27 protein-coding genes and 5 pseudogenes are annotated in these 25,786 nt (G+C 36.5%); 7 read left to right on the forward strand and 25 right to left on the reverse strand.

The window, feature by feature from the left end; genetic code table 11:
* Window positions 1-3: 3 nt before the first annotated feature.
* Window positions 4-1,029: a cytochrome d ubiquinol oxidase subunit II gene (locus I5776_RS10950; RefSeq protein WP_202776458.1), complete on the reverse strand. Its 1,026-nt coding sequence runs from the start codon at window positions 1,027-1,029 to the stop codon at window positions 4-6.
* A complete protein-coding gene (locus tag I5776_RS10955; protein WP_202776459.1) occupies window positions 1,026-2,372 on the reverse strand; it encodes a cytochrome ubiquinol oxidase subunit I in 1,347 nt (448 codons plus the stop codon). The genes I5776_RS10950 and I5776_RS10955 overlap by 4 nt, the downstream gene beginning before the upstream one ends.
* A 495-nt stretch (window positions 2,373-2,867) precedes the next feature.
* Between I5776_RS10955 and rlmD the strand changes: the two genes are divergently transcribed.
* A complete protein-coding gene (rlmD, locus tag I5776_RS10960) occupies window positions 2,868-4,265 on the forward strand; it encodes a 23S rRNA (uracil(1939)-C(5))-methyltransferase RlmD (RefSeq protein ID WP_202776460.1) in 1,398 nt (465 codons plus the stop codon).
* A gap of 259 nt (window positions 4,266-4,524) precedes the next feature.
* On the opposite strand, the gene I5776_RS10965 is transcribed toward rlmD, so the two are convergent.
* Window positions 4,525-5,091, reverse strand: coding sequence for a nitroreductase family protein (locus tag I5776_RS10965; RefSeq protein ID WP_202776461.1), 567 nt, complete (start codon window positions 5,089-5,091; stop codon window positions 4,525-4,527).
* Window positions 5,092-5,220: 129 nt separating this feature from the next.
* Between I5776_RS10965 and I5776_RS10970 the strand changes: the two genes are divergently transcribed.
* On the forward strand, window positions 5,221-5,637 hold the full coding sequence (locus I5776_RS10970; RefSeq protein ID WP_202776462.1) for a VOC family protein: 417 nt from the start codon (window positions 5,221-5,223) through the stop codon (window positions 5,635-5,637).
* A 29-nt stretch (window positions 5,638-5,666) separates the two neighbouring features.
* On the opposite strand, the gene I5776_RS10975 is transcribed toward I5776_RS10970, so the two are convergent.
* The 6 genes from I5776_RS10975 to I5776_RS11000 form a co-directional block, all read right to left on the reverse strand.
* On the reverse strand, window positions 5,667-6,149 hold the full coding sequence (locus tag I5776_RS10975; RefSeq protein WP_202776463.1) for a glutathione peroxidase: 483 nt from the start codon (window positions 6,147-6,149) through the stop codon (window positions 5,667-5,669).
* A gap of 90 nt (window positions 6,150-6,239) precedes the next feature.
* Window positions 6,240-6,428, reverse strand: coding sequence for a hypothetical protein (locus I5776_RS10980; protein ID WP_202776464.1), 189 nt, complete (start codon window positions 6,426-6,428; stop codon window positions 6,240-6,242).
* Between the two features lie 238 nt (window positions 6,429-6,666).
* Window positions 6,667-7,122 (reverse strand): hypothetical protein, encoded by a 456-nt coding sequence (locus I5776_RS10985; protein ID WP_202776465.1) that lies wholly within the window; start codon window positions 7,120-7,122, stop codon window positions 6,667-6,669.
* A 232-nt stretch (window positions 7,123-7,354) separates the two neighbouring features.
* Window positions 7,355-7,684, reverse strand: a complete 330-nt coding sequence (locus I5776_RS10990; RefSeq protein WP_202780772.1) for a low molecular weight protein tyrosine phosphatase family protein — start codon at window positions 7,682-7,684, stop codon at window positions 7,355-7,357.
* 44 nt (window positions 7,685-7,728) lie between these two features.
* On the reverse strand, window positions 7,729-8,673 hold the full coding sequence (locus tag I5776_RS10995; protein ID WP_202776466.1) for a DNA/RNA non-specific endonuclease: 945 nt from the start codon (window positions 8,671-8,673) through the stop codon (window positions 7,729-7,731).
* A gap of 403 nt (window positions 8,674-9,076) precedes the next feature.
* Window positions 9,077-9,916 (reverse strand): hypothetical protein, encoded by an 840-nt coding sequence (locus I5776_RS11000; protein ID WP_202776467.1) that lies wholly within the window; start codon window positions 9,914-9,916, stop codon window positions 9,077-9,079.
* A gap of 83 nt (window positions 9,917-9,999) precedes the next feature.
* Here I5776_RS11000 and I5776_RS11005 point away from each other — a divergent pair, with 83 nt between their 5' ends.
* Complete coding sequence (locus I5776_RS11005; RefSeq protein ID WP_202776468.1) at window positions 10,000-10,596, forward strand: hypothetical protein; 597 nt, start codon at window positions 10,000-10,002, stop codon at window positions 10,594-10,596.
* A gap of 138 nt (window positions 10,597-10,734) precedes the next feature.
* On the opposite strand, the gene I5776_RS11010 is transcribed toward I5776_RS11005, so the two are convergent.
* On the reverse strand, window positions 10,735-11,262 hold the full coding sequence (locus I5776_RS11010; protein ID WP_202780773.1) for a GrpB family protein: 528 nt from the start codon (window positions 11,260-11,262) through the stop codon (window positions 10,735-10,737).
* Between the two features lie 388 nt (window positions 11,263-11,650).
* Between I5776_RS11010 and I5776_RS11015 the strand changes: the two are divergent.
* Window positions 11,651-12,888 (forward strand): annotated as a pseudogene (locus I5776_RS11015) (IS110 family RNA-guided transposase).
* A 348-nt stretch (window positions 12,889-13,236) separates the two neighbouring features.
* Here I5776_RS11015 and I5776_RS11020 read toward each other — a convergent pair.
* The 4 genes and pseudogenes from I5776_RS11020 to I5776_RS11035 all read right to left on the reverse strand — a co-directional run bounded on the left by I5776_RS11020 (window position 13,237) and on the right by I5776_RS11035 (window position 15,431).
* Window positions 13,237-14,061: an alpha/beta fold hydrolase gene (locus I5776_RS11020; RefSeq protein ID WP_115450015.1), complete on the reverse strand. Its 825-nt coding sequence runs from the start codon at window positions 14,059-14,061 to the stop codon at window positions 13,237-13,239.
* A 97-nt stretch (window positions 14,062-14,158) separates the two neighbouring features.
* A pseudogene (locus I5776_RS11025) lies at window positions 14,159-14,230 on the reverse strand (VOC family protein); the annotation flags it as partial.
* A gap of 34 nt (window positions 14,231-14,264) precedes the next feature.
* Window positions 14,265-14,597, reverse strand: a complete 333-nt coding sequence (locus I5776_RS11030; RefSeq protein WP_202776469.1) for a putative quinol monooxygenase — start codon at window positions 14,595-14,597, stop codon at window positions 14,265-14,267.
* Window positions 14,598-14,684: 87 nt separating this feature from the next.
* A complete protein-coding gene (locus I5776_RS11035) occupies window positions 14,685-15,431 on the reverse strand; it encodes an SDR family NAD(P)-dependent oxidoreductase (protein ID WP_202776470.1) in 747 nt (248 codons plus the stop codon).
* Between the two features lie 168 nt (window positions 15,432-15,599).
* Here I5776_RS11035 and I5776_RS11040 point away from each other — a divergent pair, with 168 nt between their 5' ends.
* The 3 genes from I5776_RS11040 (at window position 15,600) to I5776_RS11050 (ending at window position 18,534) form a co-directional block, all read left to right on the forward strand.
* On the forward strand, window positions 15,600-15,956 hold the full coding sequence (locus I5776_RS11040) for a winged helix-turn-helix transcriptional regulator (RefSeq protein WP_202776471.1): 357 nt from the start codon (window positions 15,600-15,602) through the stop codon (window positions 15,954-15,956).
* Window positions 15,957-16,468: 512 nt separating this feature from the next.
* Window positions 16,469-17,707, forward strand: a complete 1,239-nt coding sequence (locus I5776_RS11045; protein ID WP_063441232.1) for an IS110 family RNA-guided transposase — start codon at window positions 16,469-16,471, stop codon at window positions 17,705-17,707.
* 323 nt (window positions 17,708-18,030) lie between these two features.
* Window positions 18,031-18,534, forward strand: coding sequence for a DUF2798 domain-containing protein (locus tag I5776_RS11050; protein ID WP_202780774.1), 504 nt, complete (start codon window positions 18,031-18,033; stop codon window positions 18,532-18,534).
* A 181-nt stretch (window positions 18,535-18,715) separates the two neighbouring features.
* On the opposite strand, the gene I5776_RS11055 is transcribed toward I5776_RS11050, so the two are convergent.
* The 11 genes and pseudogenes from I5776_RS11055 to I5776_RS11095 form a co-directional block, all read right to left on the reverse strand.
* On the reverse strand, window positions 18,716-19,255 hold the full coding sequence (locus I5776_RS11055) for a GNAT family N-acetyltransferase (protein WP_202776472.1): 540 nt from the start codon (window positions 19,253-19,255) through the stop codon (window positions 18,716-18,718).
* A gap of 103 nt (window positions 19,256-19,358) precedes the next feature.
* Window positions 19,359-19,485 (reverse strand): annotated as a pseudogene (locus I5776_RS21795) (IS1595 family transposase); the annotation flags it as partial.
* A 2-nt stretch (window positions 19,486-19,487) separates the two neighbouring features.
* Window positions 19,488-19,784 (reverse strand): hypothetical protein, encoded by a 297-nt coding sequence (locus I5776_RS11060; protein WP_213085681.1) that lies wholly within the window; start codon window positions 19,782-19,784, stop codon window positions 19,488-19,490.
* Window positions 19,785-20,093: 309 nt separating this feature from the next.
* Entirely contained in the window at window positions 20,094-20,567 is a 474-nt protein-coding gene (locus I5776_RS11065; protein ID WP_202776474.1) for a DinB family protein, read from the reverse strand.
* Between the two features lie 4 nt (window positions 20,568-20,571).
* Window positions 20,572-20,852 (reverse strand): annotated as a pseudogene (locus tag I5776_RS21800) (NUDIX hydrolase); the annotation flags it as partial.
* Between the two features lie 160 nt (window positions 20,853-21,012).
* Window positions 21,013-21,329, reverse strand: a pseudogene (locus tag I5776_RS11070) (SDR family NAD(P)-dependent oxidoreductase); the annotation flags it as partial.
* Window positions 21,330-21,339: 10 nt separating this feature from the next.
* The gene (locus I5776_RS11075; RefSeq protein WP_202776475.1) at window positions 21,340-22,041 is read right to left on the reverse strand and encodes a GDSL-type esterase/lipase family protein; all 702 of its coding nucleotides are present in this window, start codon (window positions 22,039-22,041) and stop codon (window positions 21,340-21,342) included.
* Between the two features lie 2 nt (window positions 22,042-22,043).
* Window positions 22,044-22,637, reverse strand: coding sequence for a TetR/AcrR family transcriptional regulator (locus I5776_RS11080; RefSeq protein WP_202776476.1), 594 nt, complete (start codon window positions 22,635-22,637; stop codon window positions 22,044-22,046).
* Between the two features lie 442 nt (window positions 22,638-23,079).
* Entirely contained in the window at window positions 23,080-23,601 is a 522-nt protein-coding gene (locus I5776_RS11085) for a GNAT family N-acetyltransferase (RefSeq protein ID WP_425490260.1), read from the reverse strand.
* 319 nt (window positions 23,602-23,920) lie between these two features.
* A complete protein-coding gene (locus I5776_RS11090; RefSeq protein ID WP_202776478.1) occupies window positions 23,921-24,715 on the reverse strand; it encodes an SDR family NAD(P)-dependent oxidoreductase in 795 nt (264 codons plus the stop codon).
* A 17-nt stretch (window positions 24,716-24,732) separates the two neighbouring features.
* On the reverse strand, window positions 24,733-25,749 hold the full coding sequence (locus I5776_RS11095; RefSeq protein ID WP_202776479.1) for an AraC family transcriptional regulator: 1,017 nt from the start codon (window positions 25,747-25,749) through the stop codon (window positions 24,733-24,735).
* Between the last annotated feature and the right edge of the window lie 37 nt (window positions 25,750-25,786).

Genomic DNA, 25,786 nt, shown 5'->3' on the forward strand with positions numbered 1-25,786 from the left:
TCCTCACACATGACCATTTTCTTTTCCACGTACATATTCCTTATCAAATAAAAACAGTTTCAGTACTAAATATAAGGATGGAATTAATAGGCATAGCCCAGCGATAAACGCAATTACTAGTGATAAAGCCATCGCTTCGTTTGTAAAGGAATCGTATAAAGTTAAGTGTGGATACAACAAATATGGATAATGGGATACACCATATGCATAAAATGCAAAGGCGAATTGGCCAATAAGTAAGGCAAGGGCGATGCCATAATTTCTACGTTTCCAAATAAACCATACAGTAATGAAAAACATGAGAGCGGAGATTGCGAACACATACCACAAATCGACCATACGGCCATAATGTTCCGGATTATGATTTTTCAATTCCACCATGATTCCCACAACGGTAATTGCTAATGGTACTGCCCATATTAAGGCATATTTTCTTAGAACACGTGTTGCCTCCACATCTTTTGCTTTATCGGCATACCATGTAAGAAACACTGCAGAAATATAAAGCACCGCTGCAATCGCCAATACGACAATACTCCATGTTAAAGGACTAGTAAATAAACGCCAATAATCTAGTACTGGCTGGCCATTCGTAATGGTTACAAATCCACCTTCGGAAATGGTTAATACAACAGATAAAGAAGCTGGAATGAGCAATCCTGCAATTCCATACATAAAGGAATATCCTTTATGTCCTCGTGAACCGTATGATTCGAATGCATAATAGCTTCCGCGGATCGCTAATAAGATAATCCCGATGCTTGCCGGTACGAGTAATGTTGTACCATAATAAAAAGCTGTTTTCGGAAAAAAACCAACCATCCCAACGAAAAAGAACACTAAAAACACATTCGTAATTTCCCAAACCGGTGATAAATATCGTTGGATAATATGTGTCAATACATGCTGACGGCCGGTTAACACGCTATACGCATTAAAAAATCCGGCACCAAAGTCGATTGAAGCGATTATTACATAACCGAATAAAAACAACCAAAGAACCGATATTCCAAGGATTTCTAAATTCATCTTAAATCACCGCCCTTTTCAGCCTGACGATCAGCAATTTCTTGTTCAATTGGATTGTTGCGGAACATCCGACGAAGAACAACAATACTTCCAACTCCAAGAATCAGATACAAAATACAGAAAAGCATGAGCATAATATCAACATGCTCACTACTTGTTGCGGCATCCGCTACCTTCATATACTTATATAAAATCCATGGTTGACGCCCGACCTCTGCAAGCCACCATCCCGCTTCCAGAGCAATGATTGATAACGGACCACCTGCGACAATTACCCTTCGGAACCATCTCGAAGTGATAAATGTCCATCCTTTGATTTTACCAAATACATATATAGCAGAAAAAACAATCATAAAGCTTCCAATAATAACCATCGTATCAAACAAATAATGGATATATAGTGGAGGAACTTCATCCTTTGGAAATTCATTTAATCCTGTCACTTCGGCATTTAGATTACTATGCGCCAGAATACTTAAGGCATAGGGAACTTTAATGGCATACTTCACCTCTTCGCCATCCGTTACACCGAATAATACGAGTGGTGCCCCTTTACTTGTTTCAAAATGCCATTCTGCTGCGGCTAATTTTTCAGGTTGGTATTTCACTAAATATTTCGCTGAAAAATCACCTATAATTAACGAAGCAATGGAAAAAATCAAACCCAATTTCATGAAAAGAAATAGGGACTTTTTATGATACACATGCTTGGATCCTTTTAACATTCTAAAAGCCGCTATCGATGCCAATACAAATGCAGATGTCATATAGGCTGTAACAAGAACGTGGCCAACCTTCGTTGGCATTGCAGGGTTTAGCATCGCTAGTATGGGCTTAATATTTACTAATTCCCCATTCACCACATCAAAACCTTGCGGTGCGTTCATAAATGCATTCACAATTGTAATGAAAACAGCTGACATCGAAGCACCGATAGCTACAGGTATTAGCAACAGCATATGTTTACGCTGATTTTCAAATCGATCCCAAGTATACAAATAGATCCCTAAGAAAATTGCTTCAAAGAAAAAGGCAAAGGTTTCCATGAAAAGCGGAAGTGCAATGACATTCCCTGCTAGTTCCATGAAATTCGGCCATAATAACGACAATTGCAATCCTATGGCTGTCCCTGTTACTACTCCGACAGCAACTGTAATCACAAATCCTCGCGCAAGTCGTCTGGCAAGTAAAATATAATGCTCATCATTTTTCTTTATCCCAATCCATTGTGCAATCATAATCATCAAGGGAACACCGACACCAATTGTCGCATAAATAATATGAAATGATAATGTAAGCTCTGTTAGTACACGACTATAAAATACTGAATTTCCCCCATCCATTTATACCACTCCTTAGCCTGCGAAAATACGACCTAAAATTGACAACAACATTATTCCTGCCACTATAAAACTAATCCAAATGAGTTTCTTTTCCTGTTTTTTATACATGGCTCCATCTCTCCTTACCGATTATTTTACCCTGTTATCATTCATTTCTAACGTCCATTAATGACAGAATTAGAACGTATTCATGAGGAATATGTGAAATTTAATTGCTTGAATTGTGAACTAATTAACATTTTGTGAATTTGAATGGATCCATTTATTTACTATTTGCAAAAATTCTTTCTTTATCATGGCAAGAACTCAGAACACAAATTTAACCTGTTAGTAAAAACTACTATGTATGAAATATTTTCAATTAGGTCTTGATTCGTTATAATAAGTAGATATGTTACAAATTCATAAATGAACAAACTGTTCGTCATTGGACGATTCTGTTTTTTTATCATATAGATAACGTTCTATTATGATATGTAGGAGGAGGAACATCGATTGACTGTTACTAAAGGAGAAACATTGGTTACTGAAATTCGCCAATTAGATGCAAAAGGTTCTGGACAAGCAGTTGTTTGGCGAGAAAATGAACTTGGAAATCCAAAGAAACTAAGGCTTACTATTCCACAAACCCTTCCAGGTGAAAAAGTACGTGTAATTGTAGATCAGCCAGAGAAAAGAAGAAGAAAGGCGCTAACAGAAGAAATTATCGAAGCTCACCAAGAGCGCGTAGCACCTCAGTGCATGCATTTTGAACTATGCGGCGGCTGCGTTTGGCAGCATTGGGATTATACAGGACAATTAAAACAAAAAACCGCACATGTCAAACAGGCAATCGAAGCACAAGGATTTGATCCAACACTTGTTCAAGATACAATCGGAATGGAAGACCCATGGCGTTATCGTAATAAAATGGAATTTACATTTGCAAAAGACGGCTCTCTTGGACTTCATGAGGCAGGTAATTTCAGAAAAATTATCTCTCTTGAAACATGCTTAATTGCAGGAAAAGAAATGGTTGAAGCTGCAATGGAAGTAGCAAATTGGACGAAGGAATATCAACTTAAAGGCTATGATAAAGATACCCATGAAGGATTGTTACGCCATTTAATGGTTCGACAATCATTTGCAAATGGTGAGATGATGCTTGCCCTTTTTGCGACTGAGTCACCAACTGGTCATTTAAAGTCTGCCGTTAACGATTTGATACAACGTGTAGGTGAAAAATTCCCTCAAGTTAAAAGCTTATTATGGCTTGAGAATACAGATTGGGCGGATCGGACGCAATCTGAAAAAACACATGTATTAGCCGGACGTGATTTCATCTATGATGAAATGGCAGGTTATCGTTACCGTCTATGGTTCGATACGTTTTTTCAAACGAATCCAACACAAGCGCAAAAATTAGTTGAACTAGCGTTAGAAATGGGACAACCAAAGAAATCGGAAAAAATGATTGACCTTTTCTGTGGAGTTGGTACCTTCTCTCTTCCTTTTGCGAGCCAAGTAGAAAAACTAGCGGGTATTGAAATCGTAGAAACGTCCATTGAATCAGCAAAACGCAATGCGCAAGATAATGGAATCTCAAACACATACTTTTTAGCGAAAGATGCGCGCAAAGGGATTGATGAAGTACTTGAAAGTTTTGGACATCCTGAATTATTAATGCTTGATCCCCCACGTTCAGGTGCGGGTGGAAAAGTAATGAGAAGAATTGGACGTTCCAAACCAGAACGGATTGTATACGTGTCCTGTAATCCAGACACCTTTGCAACAGATATCAGTGAACTTGTTCCATTTGGATATACACTAAAAATGGTGCAGCCAGTTGATTTATTTCCCCATACAGTGCATGTTGAATGCGTTGCATTACTTGTTAGAAATGAAGAGATTTAACTAGCTTTTCGCCTTTCCGTATTAGGAAAGGCGATTTTTTAAAAAGGTAAGAAAGCATAAATCTTTTTGGTATTAAAGTTCTTAAAAAGTATCTGCTTTGTCTAGCTCCAGCGCCTATCGACTAGAAAACTTCAGAACTTTTCCCTACGATAAGTCAACATCGATTCACCTTTCAGGCTCATCGTGTTTCCTTTATCTCAGTCAAAGTCCCGCAAGTCTTTTACGTCGATGAGCAAGGCGCTTCCGCTTTTCTTATTTTTTAACGAAACCAAATTGTCTTGTCTTCCGCCGGAATCCGTTTTGCAGCAATGTTAAAGCCTTTTTTCGGATAACCGATATAGATAAGGCCGGCTATTTTATCGTTTGCGTCTAATTGAAGATATTTATTTAATTCCGGTTCGAAGGCAATGCCCCCTGTTCTAACAATTGTCGCTAAGCCTTTTTCAGTTGCGAGCAACAGTAAGTTTTGCATCGCGCAACCGGTTGCAACAATTTCCTCTATTTCCGGAACCACTCCGGAAGGGCTTGTTGCCATAATAATAATGGCTGGTGCTCTTAATGGTCCCTTCCTTGCTTTTTCAATCTTTTTTTGTGCTTCTTCTTCACTTAATCCCTCTGTGCTTGCTTCCACAATTCGTGCCATTTCTATTCCTAATTTTTCACGACCTTCCCCTTTTACAACGCGAAACTTCCAAGGTTCCGTTTTTTTATGATTAGGCGCCCATGTCGCTGCTTCAAGTAATTCATTAATGACCTCATCAGGCACATCTCTTTCATCCACCCCGCCAATTGATCGGCGTGATTTAATTAAATCCATTATTTCCATATTTAATCGACTCCTTCACATAACTACTTATTCATTAAGTATAGAAGAGAAAATATTTTACTTCAAATTTAAATTACTATTAGTTAGAATAATCTACAAAGTGAGAAAAAACGTGAAGGGCGGATTTTTATGAAGGAGAAATTGATAAGGGTTGGTACAACGTATTTACCTATTAAAGATGTTTCGGTTTCTGCAAGTTGGTATGTGGATAATCTTGGAGCAGAATTGACTTATATGGACAGTGACAAAGCGATTTTAAACATCGCTAATCAGAGCCTTTTTTTAGTCAAATCAAAAGAAAATGAATCAGCGAATTTTTATGACGCTAACGGTGAAGAGCGTTTTTCATTAACCTTTGAAGTTAATGGACTAGCAGCTTTAGAATCGATCCATAATGACTTTCTAAAGAAAAAGATTAGAGTTGGAGAAATAGAAAACAGAGGCCATGCGGGAAGAAATTTTATATTTTACGATCTAGATGGAAATAAGTTTGATGTGTGGAGCGAATTAAGCCCAATTTTCAAGGAGAAATATAAAATTGATTAAAAAGGACAACTAATAATTGTCCTTTTCAACTAATAATTTAGCAGTTTTTTAATATCATTTTCCATTTTCTCTGGTTCTGTTGCAGAGCCAAATCTATTAACAACCTTCCCTTGTCGATCAATCAAAAATTTAGTGAAATTCCATTTTATTTTTTTCGTGCCTAACATGCCTGGTGCCTGAGAAGTTAAATATTGAAAGATTGGGTGTGCGTGTTCCCCATTCACATCCACTTTTTCAAACATTGGAAAGGATACATTATAATTTAAAGAGCAGAATTCAGCAATCTCCTGATTGCTTCCGGGATCTTGATTACGAAATTGATTACATGGAAAACCAAGGATTTCGAGTCCTTCCTTTTCGTATTTTTGATATAAGTCCTGTAATTGCGCAAACTGTTTTGTAAATCCGCATTTACTAGCTGTATTAACAATTAAAAGGACCTTCCCCTTATAATCCGACAACTTTTTTTCTTCACCATTGATTAATTGAGCAGAAAATTGATAAATATCCACTTGTGTTCCCCCTTTAATTAAACCCGATTAATATATATCTTACATCAAAAAGTGGAAAGCTTTATACTAATACGGCTTTCCACTTTCCCATCATTCATTATACGGATATGAAATATGGTTCCCAAATATCGTACCGGGCACATTTTCATCTTCTAAAGCGGCCAAATACTTTTCAAACTCTTCTTGCATTTCTTTAGGTGCACCAGGCTTTAAATGCCAATTCCCAGGTTCATCAACAAAAAAAGGACTATCCATAAAATCCAGTTTCATTTTCGCCATCGTCAACACTCCTATCTTTTCCCTTTATTTTCACTAAAATCTCCATATTTACACGTATATTGGTGAAGTTTAATTGAAATGTCATATTTCCGTGAAATTTTCGAAAGGTCTTACCGGTATTTTGAAAAAAGATTGATCAAAATGAAGTTTTTCTGTTTTGATCAATCTTCATTTTTAAATATAGTTTGATTAATTCCCTATTGAACTAACACCCTCATTTGTTGAAGAAGAAATGTTTTTATTCACAATGGTTACTTTCAAAATGCTTCCCTTCTTCGGGTAACTTACCCTCTGGCGGTGTCCAAATGCTTTGGCAAATGTTCTTTTCATTTACTATTAAATACGTGTATTTCCAACCTTTTTCGTTTTCAAATTCTACTTCCAAATGATGAGGGTTATATTGCCTACCCTCTTGTCGGCTAATTGCCCATTCTTGATGGGGATATTTTACTCTTAGGTATTGATTTAGTAATTCCATCTTTTTTGATACTTGATAATCAACCCAGAAAGGACGGATAGTAAAGTATAAAAGCAGTAACATAAGCAATAGGGCTCCAATTATAAAACTTAATTTCCTAATTTTTTTTGGTAATAAGAGTGAAATTATAAAAGTTACAATTACAAAAATAATTGACACTGTTGTTTCTATTGCTGTTATTGGGTGCAGTAAAATCTCTCCCTTCAGGTTTTTCATTCCTACAAATTAGACCACTTTGTTTCTTCTATTGTTCTTCAAGAAACCTGCACCGAAAGTTAAATAAGCTTCCCTTTTAATTTTTACATAAATAACCAATTTTCCTTTTTCACCCCGTCCTTAACCATTATTTTAGCTATCGGATATCAATTCTATATAGTGCCTTTATTATCCTGTTATGCTATCCCGCCCCTTTAGTGGAATATGAAAAAGAGTTGCCACAGCAACTCATTTAAAATATTTCGATATGTTCTGAAACTCTTGACCTTAGAATCTCTATAAGTTCTTCATCCATTAATGTGTATTCATCAGGAATATCTAAACAAATGACTTTCTTATCCCCATTCAGCATTGTTCCAAATTTTTCTCGCAGTCTCCTGATGTGTTTCTTTTCCATAACAAATATTAAATCCGCCCAACCGATATGACCGCTATTTACTTTGATACGGGCATTGTTCTCTGTCCCAGCAGATCGAACATGATGTCCGCTCACTTCGTGGAAAATTTTCTCGGCAGTTAAACTTCTCCACTTGTTGCGACTACATATAAATAATAACTTTATTATTCTCACCTTCCTTTAGGAAAATTGACTTGAGTCTTAGGTACTTATTCCCCTACCATTCCGTCGTTATCATTATCTTTCATATATGGGTATAACCAGTGATCCCTCGTGATTGGCATGCTGTAACCTGCTGCTTTTGCTTCTTTAATCGTTACTTGACCATTTCCATCTGTATCAACGCTAGAAATATCTTCAGCGCCATGCGAAGCATTGGACTTATTAGAACTTGCTGGCTTATTTGAGTTAGTTGATTTACCTTCAGTTAATCCGAGAGATTTATTTATTTCATCAGGATTGCCGTTATCAAATTCATCTACAATTTTATTTCCTTTTAAAGTGTAAGTATACTTGTAATGAGAAGGAATCTGCGTTTTCGTATTAGGATATGTAATTATTGCTTCAAAATTAGTAGCTCCACCAGCTTTACGAATAGCGTCTTCCATATATGCTTGATCACCATGTCGATTAAGCGTACTATCTTGTGGCGTAATATTATATGCATTTGATACCCCACCAAGAGAATCTGCAATAATATGTCCTTCATCTAAATCTGCTCTTTCGACACCAGGAACTTTTGCTTCATCAGGGTAGTATCTGCCAGAAGATGTTACAGGTTCGGTACGATCATTTTGTAGAACGATTTTGTTAGCAATGACACGGACTAATTGCCCGTTTTCATTCGTAAAGGACCAATACTCTCGGTCCCCAAAGCCAATGTCAACAACGACGTTAGGTTCGCGATGTCCAGACAAATCACCACCATCAACTTCAATTAGTTTGTAACCTTTGAACAGTTGATCTTTTGATTGAGGTGATGTTTCCCCTACTACTTGTTTTTCAATCGTAGTTTTTTCTTTTTCACTATTTTTTGTAGTTACTTCTTGTGAATCAGCTTTCCCATCAGTATTCGATACATCTTCTACATTAGTACAACCAACTATAAAGATGGCAGTTAGAAGTAAGATTAAATAACTTATTTTCTTTTTCATTTTAGAACTCCTTATACTATTTTTCACTGAACATTCTAGAAATCTTTGAATAATGCATAAGTTAACATTGTTAACCTATTAAAATAGTATATTACAATATTAATTTTATTGCAGTAGATACTTAGTTCGAAGTATGTAGTGTTAAATTCCAATAAAGATGTTATTTAGTAATATTAGTTCTAGTTCTGAAAAAGTCAAAATTCCAATTCATGAATTGCGCTTTTTGTTTTTTTATAAAGAACCGAGGAACAGAAAATTCTTCTTTAACAAACCTGCCCGTTAGTAAAAAAGTTGCTACATGTACGTAGCAACAACACTTTAAAAATACTTTTTATACTACCCGGTATTAATTGACCACTTAAAATTCCAACCAAATTATCCTTCTTAGCCCCTAATGAAGATATTATTTTTTAAATTGATAAGAAAGTTGTTCAGAAAGGTGAGGATTTTGTCCTTGGATATATATATCAGCGATAATATATTTTTCTGGAACTTCAAATTCAGCTGTATTGTAAAAATGGAGACCAACTACATCTTGTAAGAAAGATGATTGCTTCCAATTGACCTGGTAATCGTTATAGTTACCTTGAGCTTGATTATTATTGAAAAAGTTCGAATAAGGGTCTTCGTTAATTGGAATCGAATTTGGTTTTGGATATGACTTGGTGCCATACTGTATATTTTTTGAGTTTAAAAGGGAAGTAGTCAACCAGATTTGTTTAGCAAATTGGTTAGTTACAATATAGTCGTCTCGGTATTGGACTTCAATCATCATTGGCTTTAAGTCGGAAGGTGTGTAATCAAAATGGTGTTCTTCAATCATAAAGAATTTTCTTTTTCCTTCATAAACAAGTTTTAAATCAACACGTTCTAAACTTGGTTTGTAAAGAAATTTAGACTTGGAATATTGTTTTAATAGTTCATTATATTTTGTTTTAGAAATATACTTTACACCAAAACCGGTATTTTTAACTTGAACAAAAATGGTCCGGTTGTAAACGATTTTTCCATTAACTTTTTCATATCTCTGTATTTCCTCTGGTGTCATACTGTTGATCGCCACATCTGAGAAACCTAATTGTGATAAATGGTGTTTGTCAGTGACTGAAAGTGACGGTTTTTTTACTTTGTTCCAATCGGTTAAGGTGGCTGCTTGAGTCGTTTGTTGAAAATAAATAAATCCAGTATAAATTAATAACAGACTAGTTATAATCCAAAAGCCTGCAATTATTTTGTTCTTCACATGATCCCCTTCCTCCCAATAATAAGATATAATAATAATACCAATATTATGTAAATAAAACCATTTTTCTTAGGGGGTGTATTATGGGATTTCGAACGATGCTAATTGGCTTTATTTTTGTATTTTTTAATATTAATTTTGGCGAAGTGAATCTACTTCCCGATTTGCTAGGGTATATCATTATTCTAATCGGCGCCTACACATTAATCGGCAATTTCAAAAATGGTTCCTTTTTAAAAGTTCTGCATTCAAGCATAATCTTAATTGTTTTATCCGGTTTAGATTTGTTTATTAAACACTCCATAGTACTAAATGGAGTAATTAATAATTCAACTATATTACATGGAAAAGTTTTTCTAATTCTCTTTTATTTGATTAATACTTTACTAATAACCTATTGTTTGTATCAACTATGTAAAGGAATTGAACAAGAAGCCACGAATAAGGAGAATAATGAACTACAAGAAAGGTCGAAAAAGACATTCATTGTTTTTGCTATTTATGAAGCATGTTTCTTCTTGTTTATGCTGGTTGGTATCCTTTCAGGGGATCAGACGACAACCTTTAATAGTGGATGGGTTAGCATATTATTTTGGATCGGACTTATCATTGTGATTTTTGTATTTTCCAGACTTTTTTTGTTATTAAACAATGCAGAAAAGACATTTAAAAGGCTGTAAAGATTGTATAAAAAAAGAGGGGCATTATCGCCCCCTTTTTATATACATATTTTAATGAATTTCAAGAATCATATTTAAAAGAAAAAACCACCTTTATTGGCGGCTGGATCTTAACCTACCTGATAGTTTAATAAGTACTTATATTCTTTTCCCATATATTTCACTCACAAATTGTTCCTTATAGTCTGTATATTCATTAATTCCACCATTTTTTTCTTTTACAAACTCTATTTTTAAATTTTTATATTGTTCTCGTGCAGTTTGGTTTGAATTTAAGTAATCCCTAAAGAATATTAAATTTCTCCAAAGTTCACTATCATATTCAACCAAATGAATGTAGTGTGTCTTTTCTTCATAGGATTCATCAGTAAACTTGGCAAGCACGATTTCATTTGGAAGTTGTACTCGAAGTCTTAAAAACCCTGCCTCTTTTAACCCTTGAAAAATAACTTTATCAACATTTTCGATATCATCTACACCCACAACTAGATCCAATATTGGTTTTGCAACCATATCCTTAATAGCAGTGCTTCCAATATGTTCAATTCGATTTTCCCGAATAGGGGTTGATTTTAGAATTTCCTGTTTAACTCTATGAAACTCTTTATGCCATTCAACTGTATGTGTTTCTAATCTTACTTCATCTCGTTTTAGTCCCAATTTCATTTTAATCACCTTATTCTCAGGATAATCTAAATGATTCGTTATTTTCCTCAAAAATCCTTCTTAAACAAACCTTCCCCCTTTAGTGGAACAAAAAAAGATCGCCGCAACGACCTCATCTTCTTTAACTATTACAACCGTTCGTAATATAAGGTTAGCCAGATTTTTCTGGTTGACCTATTTTTATATGGTCTTATGATAACGGTAGTCGGGGTAGAACGTCGCACCCGTGGGACTAGACCCCGTCAGCTAAACTGTTCACCCCCTACTTGTATAAACATGTTTCAGGCTGGTTGGGACAATGAGATCCCGTTTAACAAGCGAACCTATGACATTACAAGAAGCCTTAGGGGGTTACCGACTAATTCAATATTCTAGGAGGAGATAGTGTATGAATCCAGTCATTGGTCTGGATGTTTCAAAAGGGGAAAGTCAGATTCAAGCCTTTTTAGATAAAGGTAAACCTTATCGAATGAGCTTTAGCATTAAGCATGATCTTAAAGGGTTGGGGAATTTTCTAGAATTCCTTCATGAAGTTGAACAAGCGGCTAATGGCAACCGACCTACGGTCGTATTGGAATCAACTGGTCACTATCATTATCCAGTTATTCAATTTTTGGAGGAACAAAAGTACGTTTATATTATTGTTAATCCTCTAATCTCACACCGTGCAAAAAGTTCAAGTCTGCGTAAAGTTAAAACAGATGCAGTAGATGCCTATCACCTTTGTGAGCTGTTTTATAAAGAAGATTTAGAACCCTATAAAAAGCGAGGTGTTCAACTTTTAAACCTTCGTAACCTTACTAGACAGCAAGAAAGTATTGCAGAAATATCAGCCAAAACTAAGATACAGTTGCACTCCTTGTTAGACCAGGTATTCCCTGAATATAGAGGTGTGTTTGGGGATTTATATTCAAAGGTATCTTTACTCACTTTACTAGCATTCCCAACATCTGAGGCAGTATTAAGTGCGAGTGAGAGAGATTTATCAGAAAGGATACGTTCATTATGTAAAAGTCGTTCCGATCTTTGGGCTCAAGAAAGGGCAAAAAGTTAAAAGAAGCAGCCCTTCGTAATCCGTTCCAGAACAACCTGTATCAGAGTAATATTTTTAATCTTGAAATGTTAGTTAATCTTGTTCTTCAATACCAAGAGCATCTATCTAAGATTGCGACTGAAATAGATGCCCTCGCTAAAGAAATTGAAGAATATCATATTCTCCAATCTATTCCTGGTATCGGTGAGAAAATCGCGGCAACAATTATCTCTGAAATTGGAGAAATAGATCGGTTTAATGATGCCAAGAAACTAGTTGCATTCGCTGGAGTCGATCCTAGCGTTTACTCTTCAGGAAAGTTTACCGCATCAGTTAATCGAATTACAAAACGAGGTTCTTGTAGACTCCGCCACGCACTGTATATGGCTGTTCAAAGTGGTATTCGTGATTCTCGTAAGAAGAAAACGACTGATGAGATAATCGCACGCAATAAGAGATTACGAGAATTTTATGATAAAAAACGTGAAGAAGGCAAACCCTTTAGAGTAGCAGTTATCGCATGTGTTAATAAGCTCTTACACTGGATTTACGCACTACTAAAAAGTAGAACCCCTTTCCAAGATATAGGTTAGAAACTATATCTAACTAAATAAAGCAAAACCTTCCAAAAAGAGAAAAGTGGAAGGTTATTTGGCATGCACATTTTTAGTATATCATGACAAATTTAAATTTTTTATTGAAAAATATTGACAAACTATTAGCTGGTTTAGTTTAAGTGAAATTATTCACATTGTCATAAATTTTAAACCTTAAAAATGGATGGGGCTGCCCAAAAGTCATTAAAAAATGACTTTGGTGGCAGCCTTTTTTCTACTTATAAATACAAAAAAATCGTCCTCTATTATAAAATGAAGTTACCACACAACACTTTAATAGGAGGACGATTTTCTATGAGTAATCAAATGAAGCCCCTTCATTATTTATGAATTCACCATAGAACTTGCAAGTTCTTCAATTACTTTTGCTGTTTTTACTACATCTTCCGCAACTAATAAGTGCGTGCAGTTTTCAAACGGAATCACTTCAGAATTCGGAATCTGTTCCTTCATGTATTCCGCTGTTTCTTTTGAGTAAAGTGTACTCTTTTCTCCATACACAATTTGTGTTGGTACAGTGATTTGTGGTAACACGTCACGATAATCGCCAACTGCCATCGCATGCCACATTGCCGCTAATACATGAGGGGTATTGCCGTTGACTACTAAATTGAGCTGCTCTTCCATCATTTCACCAGTCAAGTATGGGACGATCACTTTAAAGAAAGGCTTTGCGAATTCCATCAAGCTATCATTGATCACTGTCAAATCATTCAATGAGTCTTCCCGCGTATATTTACCGTGATAAAGACCTAAATTCCAATCCTCTTCATTGACTAATTTTGGTGTCATGTCGAACAACGATACGGCCTTCAATCTGGATACACCGAAGTTTTTTACATACTCGAATGTCGTAGAAACCCCCATCGAGTGTCCAACTAATGTGACATTCATCAAGTTAAGATGCTCCATTAGTTCTTCCAAATCGGAAGCGAATCTCTTCAATGTCAAACCATGCTCCGGGCGATCAGAAGCGCCATGTCCTCTCAAATCAAAAGACACTACATTGAACTTTTTGCTCAATTCTTCAAATGGTTGATCGAATGCTGTATGATCCGATGACCAGCCATGGACGAGCACAATCGGTTGTCCTTCTCCTTTTTGCTGATAATACAATTTGACGCCGTCACTTGTTTCGAAAAATGCCATGATGCTTTCCTCCTTCTAGTAGGTCTCAACATAAAGTTGTTGTTAAATTGTTTATAAAAACACTTTATTGCATAACTTTTTCTACCATAAATAAAGTTTACTCCTGCATTATCTGAATAAGGTTGCCGCATGTATCGTCGAAGACAGCTATTGTGACTTCGCCCATTTGTACAGCTGTAGATGCTATTTCTCATTTATAAAAATTAATATGCATTCGTTATATGACTTCCCCATTCACGGTTAGGTTGCAACCAGCTGACGCTTCTATCCACAATTAAATCGCCCAGTGTTCCTTCGTAATCCTTGCGGTATGGTTTAATAAATTCTTCCGCAAGCCAGCTATCTCTCGTGCCTTGCCATGTTTCATAAATGATCAAGTCATCCGGCTGATCCAGATCGTCCGAAACAATAGCGCTAATAAATGCCTTTTCGGATGACATCTCCTCAATTAGGGAAAATAGCTCCTTGCGGAATTCTTCTTTCTTCCCTGGTTTAGCCTTAAAACGAATATTGAGTTGAACTTGTTGATTGGTCATATTGACTCCTCCTATAAATTTTATATTTTGCGGCGATTCCGTTACACCATTCCCCATTAACCTTATTGTAATCTCTGCGCAGTGAGATTATACCTGTGCTAGCCCGCCATCTACGAACAATTCAACACCCGTCAAGTAACTGCTTTCGTCTGAAGCAAGGAAAGATACAGCGTTTGCTACTTCTTCAGGTGTCCCAATTTTTCCAGCTGGAACAGTATTTCTGCTATTTTCCAGTACCTCTTTAAGTGCATCACCAAAAAGCTCATCGTATGCAGGTGTAAGAATACCTCCTGGACTAACCACATTTACACGGATTTCAGTACCTTTTAGGTCAAGAATCCAGCTGCGAACTAGTGCTCTTAATGCTGCTTTAGATGCTCCATATACACTAAACGCTGGGTTGCCAATTGAACCAGCAGTAGAGCCTGTTACAATAATAGAACCTACTTTGTTCGGGAATAGTGATAACGCTTTTTGAACAGTAAAGATGGTTCCTTTAACGTTAATGTCGAACGTTCTATCAACCTGCTCTTCAGTAATTCTACCTAATGGAAGGAAGTTTCCAATTCCTGCATTAGCAAAAAGAATGTCCAACTTACCTTTTTCCTGCTTTATAAGGTCATATAGTTTGTCTAAGTCTTCAAGCTTAGAAATATCACCTTGAACACCGGTTACGTTCTTGCCAATTTGGTTAACAGCTTTATCAAGTTCGTTTTGTCTACGTCCCGTGATATAAACATATGCACCTTCGTTTACAAATTTTTGTGCTGTAGCAAGACCAATCCCACTTGTTCCACCCGTTACAAGCGCTATTTTACCTTCAAATTTACCCATACTTAACACTCCTTTAGAATTAATTTTATTTTATGTCTAGTACCTTTAAGTACTTGAAGAACAACTTACAAGATATAGTATCCTTCAGCAAGCACATTAATGGAAGTACCCACTTTTTTGTGATATAGTAACTAAAAAGTAATAAATGTGGAATGGAGAGGTTTAGACTTGAAAAAATTTAGTTGTGGTTTTGAAGTGACAAAGGAAGTTATTGGCGGAAAATGGAAAGGTCTTGTATTATACTTTTTAATGAATGGACCAAAGAGAACGAGTGAATTAAAGCGCATTGTCCCAGATATAACTCAGAAAATGCTGATTCAAACACTTAGAGAGCTTGAAGACAGTGGACTTGTGAGCAGAAAGATATATAATCAAGTACCACCGAAGGTTGAATATTCATCCACTGAACTTGGAGAATCTCTTAAACCTATCTTGCAGGAGCTCTGTCAATGGGGAAGCCATTATGCGGAGCAAGTGTATCCAGAAGGTGAATTTGAAATCGCACAACCAGAAGAGGCTTCTTAATGAGGAAACCAGCTTATAACACCTTATATGTAAGGTGTTTTATTGTTGTACTAAGATTTGTCCAAATCCTTTAATGTAGAATCCAATAATATTGGTTCCGATTCAAATATTGATAGAAGGTCAATTTAATCTGGGAATATTGGCATTTTCGCATCACCTTTTAACTACTATTTAACATCGTCTTATTGAACAAAACTGCCCCGTTAGTGAAACAAGAAAAAGTTGCCCTTATGTCAGCTCTGATCTTCAACTCTTGCACCCGTTCGTAATATAAGGTTAGCCAGATTTTTCTGGTTGACCTATTTTTATATGGTCTTATGATAACGGTAGTCGGGGTAGAACGTCGCACCCGTGGGACTAGACCCCGTCAGCTAAACTGTTCACCCCCTACTTGTATAAACATGTTTCAGGCTGGTTGGGACAATGAGATCCCGTTTAACAAGCGAACCTATGACATTACAAGAAGCCTTAGGGGTTACCGACTAATTCAATATTCTAGGAGGAGATAGTGTATGAATCCAGTCATTGGTCTGGATGTTTCAAAAGGGGAAAGTCAGATTCAAGCCTTTTTAGATAAAGGTAAACCTTATCGAATGAGCTTTAGCATTAAGCATGATCTTAAAGGGTTGGGGAATTTTCTAGAATTCCTTCATGAAGTTGAACAAGCGGCTAATGGCAACCGACCTACGGTCGTATTGGAATCAACTGGTCACTATCATTATCCAGTTATTCAATTTTTGGAGGAACAAAAGTACGTTTATATTATTGTTAATCCTCTAATCTCACACCGTGCAAAAAGTTCAAGTCTGCGTAAAGTTAAAACAGATGCAGTAGATGCCTATCACCTTTGTGAGCTGTTTTATAAAGAAGATTTAGAACCCTATAAAAAGCGAGGTGTTCAACTTTTAAACCTTCGTAACCTTACTAGACAGCAAGAAAGTATTGCAGAAATATCAGCCAAAACTAAGATACAGTTGCACTCCTTGTTAGACCAGGTATTCCCTGAATATAGAGGTGTGTTTGGGGATTTATATTCAAAGGTATCTTTACTCACTTTACTAGCATTCCCAACATCTGAGGCAGTATTAAGTGCGAGTGAGAGAGATTTATCAGAAAGGATACGTTCATTATGTAAAAGTCGTTCCGATCTTTGGGCTCAAGAAAGGGCAAAAAAGTTAAAAGAAGCAGCCCTTCGTAATCCGTTCCAGAACAACCTGTATCAGAGTAATATTTTTAATCTTGAAATGTTAGTTAATCTTGTTCTTCAATACCAAGAGCATCTATCTAAGATTGCGACTGAAATAGATGCCCTCGCTAAAGAAATTGAAGAATATCATATTCTCCAATCTATTCCTGGTATCGGTGAGAAAATCGCGGCAACAATTATCTCTGAAATTGGAGAAATAGATCGGTTTAATGATGCCAAGAAACTAGTTGCATTCGCTGGAGTCGATCCTAGCGTTTACTCTTCAGGAAAGTTTACCGCATCAGTTAATCGAATTACAAAACGAGGTTCTTGTAGACTCCGCCACGCACTGTATATGGCTGTTCAAAGTGGTATTCGTGATTCTCGTAAGAAGAAAACGACTGATGAGATAATCGCACGCAATAAGAGATTACGAGAATTTTATGATAAAAAACGTGAAGAAGGCAAACCCTTTAGAGTAGCAGTTATCGCATGTGTTAATAAGCTCTTACACTGGATTTACGCACTACTAAAAAGTAGAACCCCTTTCCAAGATATAGGTTAGAAACTATATCTAACTAAATAAAGCAAAACCTTCCAAAAAGAGAAAAGTGGAAGGTTATTTGGCATGCACATTTTTAGTATATCATGACAAATTTAAATTTTTTATTGAAAAATATTGACAAACTATTAGCTGGTTTAGTTAAACAACACAATCCTTTTTGCTCACATATATTTAATTTTTTCAAGACTGTAATTCATTTGAAAAGGTGTTTAAAATTAAATAATCAGTGTGTAGAGATATTGGTATGAGTTTTACTAATCAAAAATATATGTCGAATGATACGTCTGCCATCTGAAATTTTTATTTTTTCGAAGGGTCAAAATATGTATAAGGAAGATAGACTTCCTCAAAGCCCAAAAGAAGGCATTATATTTATGTTGATTATTTCTATTATTTCAGTCAACACCATTGCACCTGTTATTATGATGTTAGAAAAAGGATTCAACATAGGTAATTATTTGGAAACGTTACGGATTATCCCATTCATATGGGTTATCATCGTATTGCTGGTAAATTTGGTCGCAGAACCGATAGTTAATAAAGTGATGCCAATATTCATAGCTAAAACGGATGGATTCAATGCTCGCATATTGTTGAATACCTTTTTAACAGTTACAGTCCTATCTGTTTGCATGTCAATAATAGGACCATGGGTTGGTACGGGGAAAATAAGCATCGTTCCTTTTCAAAACTTCTTTCACAATTGGTTTAGGAACTTCGGGTTGGCGATTTGGATTGAGTTGCTTGTTGCACAGCCCATCGCAAGATTTGCAATGAAAAGATTACATTCAAAACAAGCACGAAAAGCAAAGACTGTTAATCTTTAATAAGTATTAAACATAGTTTAGCCGATTGGTTTTTATAACCTATCGGCTTTTAATTTATGGATCTGTTAAATTTTAATGTTGATACTTAAATAAAAATTAAGGGAAACCCTATTAATGTTTTAGGGTTTCCTCTATTCTTGTCAACGCACCCTCTAATTTAAAAACTGAAATTTGAAATTGCTTATTCGAAAAATACACTTGGATATTCGATAACCCCTGAAGCATTATTGAGAGCATTTTCACTTAGTTCTATTGCCATAAATGCTTCATCTGGCACTTCAAAAGATGCTTTTATTCCCCATAAGGATGCTTTTTTAAAGCCAAACTTCGGATAATATTCTGGATATCCCAATACAACAACTGAGTTGTATCCAAGTTCTTTTGCTTCTTTCAATGCTTCGGTAATTAGTAGCCCTCCTATTCCTTTGTTTTGATACTCTGGTAAGACAGAAACAGGTGCAAGGGAAAGTGATTCTATCAATTCATTGTCGTTTTTACTAATTTTCACCTTAGACAAAAGAATATGTCCCAAAATTTCGTTAGTATCTTCATCTGTTGCCACTAATGATAGCTTTGGAATGAAACCTTTGGACTTTCTTATTCGGGAAACTAACAGATGTTCTTTTTGGTCGCTGTGTTCTGCATTGGCGAATGCACTCTTCACAATCATTTCGGTTAAATCGTAATCATCTACTTGTTCTTGCCTAATTTTCAAGTTCATATTTGATAACTCCTATTCCAATAAACAACTTTAATATCGCTAATATTATACATTATATTTTTCTTCTTCCAAATCTCCTGTTGAATAAGGACTACACGTTGAATTATGACAGCCTCACACTGTCATATGTGTCCGTCATTTCAAAAACAAATATAAGTTAGTAGAAATTCCTTAATATGCAGTTCCGTGCTTTCGTTACTTCGACTATCGACAAATAAGAACCAAGAAAGGTTCAATAAGAATAAAGAAGCACATTTGCTCCGGCAGCATTCTCATTACCAAAACTTAAAATCCAAATATGAATGCCGAGGACAACAAACCACAAAATTAGGTTTAGCAGGGTCCCTTTTCTCATCATCTGATTTCCTACATGCCAAATTTTATAGGTAAACCCGCGAATCCATCCCGGTCCTACACCCGGAATAGCCAGACTAACCACAAGCAAAAGGATATCTCGTGGTAAAACTGGACTACGATTGTTTAATATCAACGCTGCAATTCCCAGTACAGCAAGGACAAAAGGAAACACGAAGATAGTTTTAATCGAGCGGATCTTCCGGGTTTTCTGTTTTATTCAAAGAATTAATACCAAAATAAGTAAATCTGCAAATATATAGCTTGACACAGAATATCTCCTTCTGATGGTTTATTCCGATTGAAGCATAACACGTATTCAATTACTGTGCCCTTCTTGTTCTAATGTCGTAGCATTTTCCATACTTTTTATCCTTATAAGTGAACTTACTAGGTAGAGATGCCGTGAAAACCGCAATAGGATAAGTACCCGTTTGCGGAAGATCAATATACGTTATCTTGGTTTAAATAATATGACAAATCATTAAGGTTCAAGGAGGTCCGTATCCGGCGGGATATATCCGAGTTGTCTTCCTATTTTTACAATTTGTCCTTTATGGTGAAACTCGTGGGTGCTGGTGTGCGTAAAAAGCCATAATGTTGTATATTCCGCGCTACCACCATCTTTAAAGGATACTTGTACAGAGTGATCCCATTTGCCTCTAAATTCATTTAAAAACTCATGAACCAGGGCATCCGTTTTCCTAAAAACCTCCCGCATTTCCTGTACGTTGTTAACGGACTCCGGTTTTATTACGGGAAGTGATTTTCCTAGAGCACGATTCCCCAACCATACCCGATAACAATCGGCAACATGAACATGTAGACTGCGAATAGAGTCTCCACCAAAGGTTTCAAGATCTTTAACATAATCTGTGGGTGTCAAGGAGTCGCAATAACGAAATAATGAGTCCCTTGTACGTTTAATCCAATCATACTGTCTTTCGAATATATCCATCTTCTCACTCTCCTTGGTTAAGTCTTTCAGGTACTTGATTTATACTAAAAAACTTGGGCATCGTTGTTTCGTACCAACTGCTTTTAAAATTCCGCCATGAATCTTAAGATATTGTAACAGGATAAAATTCATCGCCATTAGGTAATATTACATAATGCTGGTTCCCAGAAAAAACACCAACTAAATCGAGTTTACCAATCTCAATACCTATTACTCTAATATTTCTCTTCTACCAGCTTCCTCAGTAGATTCGCATAATTCGATCAATCCCCCAGGCCCCCCAAAATTCATTAGTTTAACAACTTTTTTAAGTCTATTCTTGTATACGCTTTATTATAAGTAGTCCCATTCTGATTATAAAAAATCGCGGATTTTAAATACGGTTCTGAAATAGCCTCGTAACCATGCTTTTTAATTAGCTTTATCATTTTCGGATTTTCTAATAAATTTTGTTCCTATGGATCCCACGTAAAGTAATTTTAGCTAGTTTTTCGGGAGACGTCTCTTTTGCCTCTTTAATTGTTGGATAATTACTGTCTTATTGATATTGATTGCTTTCGCTGCTTCAAAAATAGGGGTATCATCAAACGTGGGACAAAGTGCACTTACTTTAATACCGAATACTTCTGCTTCATAATGAAGCGAGGGAGTTAAGCCCACAACTGCATGTTTCGTAGTGGCATATGCTGAGGATACCGGAGAAGGTCCTAAACCCGCTGCTGATGCTGTATTTACAATATGGTCGAATCCCTGTTTTTTCATGAGGTTATCGTCATTGAATTGCGTCACGGTTTTTGTATGTCAAAAAACGCTCGATTTCAGATGCATAAGTCTCTGCAACAATTTGTGCACCAGCACTATTTAGATGTATACCATCTAATGTAAGATGAAGACCGCGTTCTTTTGATAGCCTATCAATTCTTGAAGGCTTCCTATAAAAGAGAACATCCATCATTACTCTCATTACTTTTGTGCTGATATAATCCGAACTGCTAACTTTCGAAAGATGGCTTAAAAAAACTGATTGGATATCTAGAAAACTGACATTTGTTTGTTTACTGATGATGGATTGGATAAGATCATTCAATTCCGTGATTTCATTATTAGGAGCATTATCCGTATTTTCGCCAACTAATGCCGGAGTAACTGCAACGACTTTCTTTGATGACCCAAGAACTAGCCCTAAGACTTTCTCGTAACAGTCTTTGAACTCATCATGATCTTTTGCTACTGGCTGTGCTTGAACACTAAGAAGTTTTGAATAAACATCATTTACGCCAATCCAAAGGAAAGATAGATCATAATCTATATCTAACTTTGTTTTTATAAGTCTAGTATATAAACTTTTAACTGACTCTCCCGGTTTGCCAAGGTTAACGAACGTAATGTCCGGAAACTTCTTTTTTAGAATGTTAAAGAAAGAAACACCCGGTCGGCCTTCAGTTAAACTGTCACCAATTAATGCTATTTTCATTTCTATTTCCTCCTCTTAATGGACGCTAAAAAGATGGTAATAGCTTGTTTAAAGAGATGTTCAAGCGTACTCAATTCCTGTGTGTTCGTTAACTGACATAACCCCCCTAACCATGTTCCAACAAGCAAGGTCCACTCATCAATATTTCCACATTCAAATTCACCCTTTTCCACCCCTTCTTGAAGAATGGAACGATAAGAATCCATAGGTATAACCGCTAACTCGTATAATGCGTTAACAGATTCTAAACTTGACGCGGGATTTGAAGCTAGTTCTTGCCCTCCTTTTAATAAAGGAGTTTGGTAATTATAAAGGACATGCATTGCCATGCCATAAAGTTTCTGTGTTGCTGTGGTATAGGATGATTCTTTTGCCATCCATTTTGTATACCAATCTTGCATCGTGTTTTGTGCTAGTAAAACAAACAGCTTTTCTTTGTTTTGAAAATGATAGTAAATGTGTCCTTTGCTATATCCGGAGGCTTTTGAGATGTCTTGTACCGAAGTTTGATTGTAGCCTTTTTGAGAAAATATCAAGGTTGCTTTTTCCATAATGTCACGCTTAGCTTTTTCACTGTTATAACGTCTTTTATCCAAATTCAACTAAAACCCCTTTCTAAGAATTGAACGATCGTTCTAATTTATTATATACCTTTTTCCTACGAAAGGATACATTTGGTAACCCATGTTCATAATATTGCCATTTTTCAACCACTTATTTATGACTGTCAATACAAATAAGCACGCTAATTGCGTGCTTTTAGTTGGTATTATATATGAAATGTATTTACTGTATGATTCGCACTTGAATTTCTCCTTGCTTTCCGAAGAAAATAGCTCTTGGTGTAGCTTTAAAATTTCTTAAGACCACAATCATAGAAAGTCAAAAAAATAAAGGGTGATACATATTAGTCATGTATAATATGTATCACCCTTTTACTTTTTGCCCAACAACCGAGTCCTATTCTGGAATAATTAACTCAGGCAATTCTGGTAAATTACTATATATAGGATCTCTCATTTTCTTATAATCTATGGTTTATTCTTCGCCTAATTCCAATCTCCAATCATTACATCGTATGGGAGTCCCGATGGGGTATTCAAAATCACACTCACCCATAAACAAGAAACCGAGCTTGCGGCAAATAGTATTCGAAGCGGGGTTGATGACTTTAGGGTAAGCATGAATGAATCGATGTTTCTTTTCAGAAGCGGCAGAAGCGATAGCTTTCGCTGTTGCTGCTGTTGCTATCCCTCTTCCTTGAAATGCCGGCAAAACACTCCATCCTGTCTCAAAAACATCTTCTCCTTGCCAAACCATATCCCAATAGCCAACACTGCCAACGACTTCGTTGTTCGGAAGCAAAAGAATCTTAAACATACGACCGGTTCCTTGCCCGGCAATCTCACAATACGTTTTATGGCGAGCAAGGAGTTTTTCCTCAGTCTCAGGACCGCCAAAGTGTACGGTCATTTCCGGCGCATTGAGAAGACGAAGCAAATCAAGGTCATCCTCGTCCCAAGGTACAATCCGTACTTGCGGCGCATTCATTTGTTCCATAACGCTTTCCTCCCCATAGTTTATATGTCCGATCTTTGCCTAGGTTAGGCATCACCATAAATAAAATTGGTAGTTTAATTATATAAAAACACACATTCCTCTACAAACCACGTATTAAAATCCGTTAAAACATTACAACCTGAAGAATATCTTTTCATAAACATCACCCATTTTAGTTTCACATTAACGAAAATGAGTTATTCAATTATATGGCCCGATTGCTGAACAAACAGGGATGGGGATCACCGTTTTACCACAAACTATCGAGCAAGACACTGCTTATAGGTCCGCCTTTTCCAGACGTTACCCCCTTTATAGTCTAAAAAATAGTTGGTACCATCCCCCCATCCATACGGATTGGAGAACCTTTAAATGCCGATGCATAAGGACTACAAACAAATGCAGTTAATCTTCCTATTTCAATTGGCCTAATAAATCGCTGTATTTCAGATTGGGGTAGGTTGGTAGTCATAAATTTCTTCTCTTTTTCTGAAAAAGTAATCTCTTCATTAGGGTACATTCCATCAATTATTTGATGTACATTTTCTGAGAGTGTTGGTCCCGGCATGATCGTGTTAACCGTAACCTCTGTTCCTTTTGTTAATTTAGATAAGCTTTTTGATAATGATAACAGCATTGATTTTGTCATACAATACTGTGGCATTTGTTCCGAAGGCATAATGGCTTCTTCACTCGCGATAAAGATAATCCGTCCAAAACCATTTTTTAACATTTTATGTAAATAAAATTTAGATAATCCGTTTGCCGCAAGAACATTCGTACGGAAGTATTTTTCCCATACTTCATCGTCAACATCGTCATATTGCATAATTTCATAGATACCCATATTGTTAACTAATATATCGATAGTGGGGTATTTTTCAAATAAAGCCTCTCTTTGTTCTTTATTGACTATATCGGCAGTAGCATTCTGGGGAGAAGTATCTGGAAACCCTGCTTTCATTTCATTTACTATTTGTTCTACTTCATTATAATTTCTTCCATTAATTAGAACATTCACGCCTTCCTTGGCAAGTTCTATCGCAATTGCTTTTCCAATACCTTTCGTAGATCCGGTAACTAATGCTGTTTTATTTTTTAACTCCATATCCATCCTACAATTCTCCTATTCTATTCATTTATCAAATTCGCCCCTACATGCTTAGTGCGCCAATTTGAAGGACTCTCCCCCTCCCATATGCGAAAGGCACGATAGAACGAATTTTGGTCTTCATAGCCAACCAGAAAGGCAACTTCTTTAATCTCGAGCGAGGGGTTTGTCAAGTACTCAAGTGCCTGTTCATGGCGGGATTGTGCCAATATGTGATTGAAGCTCGTGCCTTCATCAGTAAGGCGCCGCTGTAAGGTACGATTGCTCATCCCTAACTCACTCGCAACATTCTTAATGTCAGGGCGTCCTCCCGTTAAACTTCGTTTTATAATCCACTTAACCTTTCTGATGAGTGATGTGCTACATTTCTGATCATCCAAAGATTGCTCCAATGCGGGTGTCAGAATCTCTAGTAACTCCGCGTTGTACGTGACAAATGGTAAGTCCAGATCTTTTCGGTATAGTGTCAAACGGTTACCATTCGCACCAATTTTAATATGGCATCCGAAATAAGCTTCGAGTATTTGCACGTCTCCCATCGATTGCGAAAATTCGACGAGACTCGCCGTCAATTGTTGACCTGTGCCCCTGCGGCCAAGCTCTAAAAGAAATGATAGCGTGATTCCAACCAATATCGGAGGAATGGGTTCTTCGGAATCTTGCCATTTCAGTTCGATAATACATTGTTCGCCTTTCTCGGTAATATGTAAGCCTTCAGGTGGGCACAATTGTTTGTATCGTGCCATTCGGTATAGTGCATCTCGGTAGTCACGCGCATGATAAGTCGCTAATACGGAGGGCGGATACTGAGCAGTTTCAAAGATTTTCGGAAGCATGGTAATTCCTTTGGCAATGTCCCCGATGAGATCAGAATATGCATGCCAAATTGCGAAATATTGGGCAGTCGTTACAATTGGTTCATTAATAATGGTAAGTGGCAGTCGTGCTTTCCGAACCACTTCGTAGGAGGCAATCCCTAATTGATCTAATCCTGCCCAAAATCCAACAGGCATTTTAATACGGGTTTGAGAAGTCATTCAATTTGTTCCTCCTTTTGCAATCTACACATTCACT

Origin of the sequence: Heyndrickxia vini, assembly GCF_016772275.1 — a bacterium.
In the GTDB taxonomy this organism is placed as follows: domain Bacteria; phylum Bacillota; class Bacilli; order Bacillales; family Bacillaceae_C; genus Heyndrickxia; species Heyndrickxia vini.

Coding starts and splice junctions, on each gene's coding strand:
- I5776_RS10950 (WP_202776458.1), bottom strand. CDS start 1,029: ATGAATTTAGAAATCCTTGGAATATCGGTTCTTTGGTTGTTTTTATTC.
- I5776_RS10955 (WP_202776459.1), bottom strand. CDS start 2,372: ATGGATGGGGGAAATTCAGTATTTTATAGTCGTGTACTAACAGAGCTT.
- I5776_RS10965 (WP_202776461.1), bottom strand. CDS start 5,091: ATGGAAATAATGGATTTAATTAAATCACGCCGATCAATTGGCGGGGTG.
- I5776_RS10970 (WP_202776462.1), top strand. CDS start 5,221: ATGAAGGAGAAATTGATAAGGGTTGGTACAACGTATTTACCTATTAAA.
- I5776_RS10980 (WP_202776464.1), bottom strand. CDS start 6,428: ATGGCGAAAATGAAACTGGATTTTATGGATAGTCCTTTTTTTGTTGAT.
- I5776_RS10985 (WP_202776465.1), bottom strand. CDS start 7,122: ATGAAAAACCTGAAGGGAGAGATTTTACTGCACCCAATAACAGCAATA.
- I5776_RS10995 (WP_202776466.1), bottom strand. CDS start 8,673: ATGAAAAAGAAAATAAGTTATTTAATCTTACTTCTAACTGCCATCTTT.
- I5776_RS11005 (WP_202776468.1), top strand. CDS start 10,000: ATGGGATTTCGAACGATGCTAATTGGCTTTATTTTTGTATTTTTTAAT.
- I5776_RS11010 (WP_202780773.1), bottom strand. CDS start 11,262: ATGAAATTGGGACTAAAACGAGATGAAGTAAGATTAGAAACACATACA.
- I5776_RS11020 (WP_115450015.1), bottom strand. CDS start 14,061: ATGGCATTTTTCGAAACAAGTGACGGCGTCAAATTGTATTATCAGCAA.
- I5776_RS11030 (WP_202776469.1), bottom strand. CDS start 14,597: ATGACCAATCAACAAGTTCAACTCAATATTCGTTTTAAGGCTAAACCA.
- I5776_RS11035 (WP_202776470.1), bottom strand. CDS start 15,431: ATGGGTAAATTTGAAGGTAAAATAGCGCTTGTAACGGGTGGAACAAGT.
- I5776_RS11045 (WP_063441232.1), top strand. CDS start 16,469: ATGAATCCAGTCATTGGTCTGGATGTTTCAAAAGGGGAAAGTCAGATT.
- I5776_RS11050 (WP_202780774.1), top strand. CDS start 18,031: ATGTATAAGGAAGATAGACTTCCTCAAAGCCCAAAAGAAGGCATTATA.
- I5776_RS11055 (WP_202776472.1), bottom strand. CDS start 19,255: ATGAACTTGAAAATTAGGCAAGAACAAGTAGATGATTACGATTTAACC.
- I5776_RS11065 (WP_202776474.1), bottom strand. CDS start 20,567: ATGGATATATTCGAAAGACAGTATGATTGGATTAAACGTACAAGGGAC.
- I5776_RS11075 (WP_202776475.1), bottom strand. CDS start 22,041: ATGAAAATAGCATTAATTGGTGACAGTTTAACTGAAGGCCGACCGGGT.
- I5776_RS11085 (WP_425490260.1), bottom strand. CDS start 23,601: ATGGAACAAATGAATGCGCCGCAAGTACGGATTGTACCTTGGGACGAG.
- I5776_RS11090 (WP_202776478.1), bottom strand. CDS start 24,715: ATGGATATGGAGTTAAAAAATAAAACAGCATTAGTTACCGGATCTACG.
- I5776_RS11095 (WP_202776479.1), bottom strand. CDS start 25,749: ATGACTTCTCAAACCCGTATTAAAATGCCTGTTGGATTTTGGGCAGGA.